The sequence below is a fragment of the Dyella humi genome (assembly GCF_044904605.1).
GTDB lineage: Bacteria > Pseudomonadota > Gammaproteobacteria > Xanthomonadales > Rhodanobacteraceae > Dyella_B > Dyella_B humi.
Map to the genome: position 1 here is coordinate 1 of NZ_JADIKI010000001.1, position 541 is coordinate 541.

Genomic DNA, 541 nt, shown 5'->3' on the forward strand with positions numbered 1-541 from the left:
TGGTCGGAGCTGCTCGGCGTCGAACGCATCGGCCGCCACGATCACTTCTTCGAACTGGGTGGCCATTCGTTGCTGGTCATACGCATGATCGAGCGTCTGCGTAAGGCAGGGTTCGATGTCACTGTGCGCACTTTGTTCACTCATCCAACGCTTTGCGCACTATCTGAATCCTGCGAAGAGATGGACGAGTTTCTGCTATGAATATAGAAGAACTGCTGGATGCATTAGTTGGCGCCAAAGCATCGCTGAAGCTTAAAAATGGCACTCTCGCCGTAACTTCGCCGAAGGGACAGGTCAGCGATGCCCTTAAAGAGTCATTGCGCGAGCACAAAGAGGCTTTAATCGAGCTACTGGCTTCAGGGCGACCATTTCGTGTCTATACGGGCGGGTCCGGCAATACCTTCATTCCAGCTAATCGGATCCGTCCGGACGGCGTCGCCATTACCCCGGACATGCTGCCGCTGATCACGCTGTCCCAGGCCGACATCGACCGCATCGTCGGACTGGTGCCAGGGGGCGTGGCCAATATCCAGGACATCTA

At 55.8% G+C, this 541-nt stretch carries 2 protein-coding genes; both read left to right on the forward strand.

The annotated features are described in order from the left end of the window. A partial coding sequence (locus ISP18_RS00005; RefSeq protein ID WP_404559208.1) for a phosphopantetheine-binding protein occupies positions 1 to 201 on the forward strand: 201 nt, incomplete at its 5' end. After that, positions 198 to 541, forward strand: a 344-nt coding sequence (locus ISP18_RS00010) for a TubC N-terminal docking domain-related protein (RefSeq protein WP_404559209.1), incomplete at its 3' end; no start/stop codon positions are given. The genes ISP18_RS00005 and ISP18_RS00010, both read left to right, overlap by 4 nt.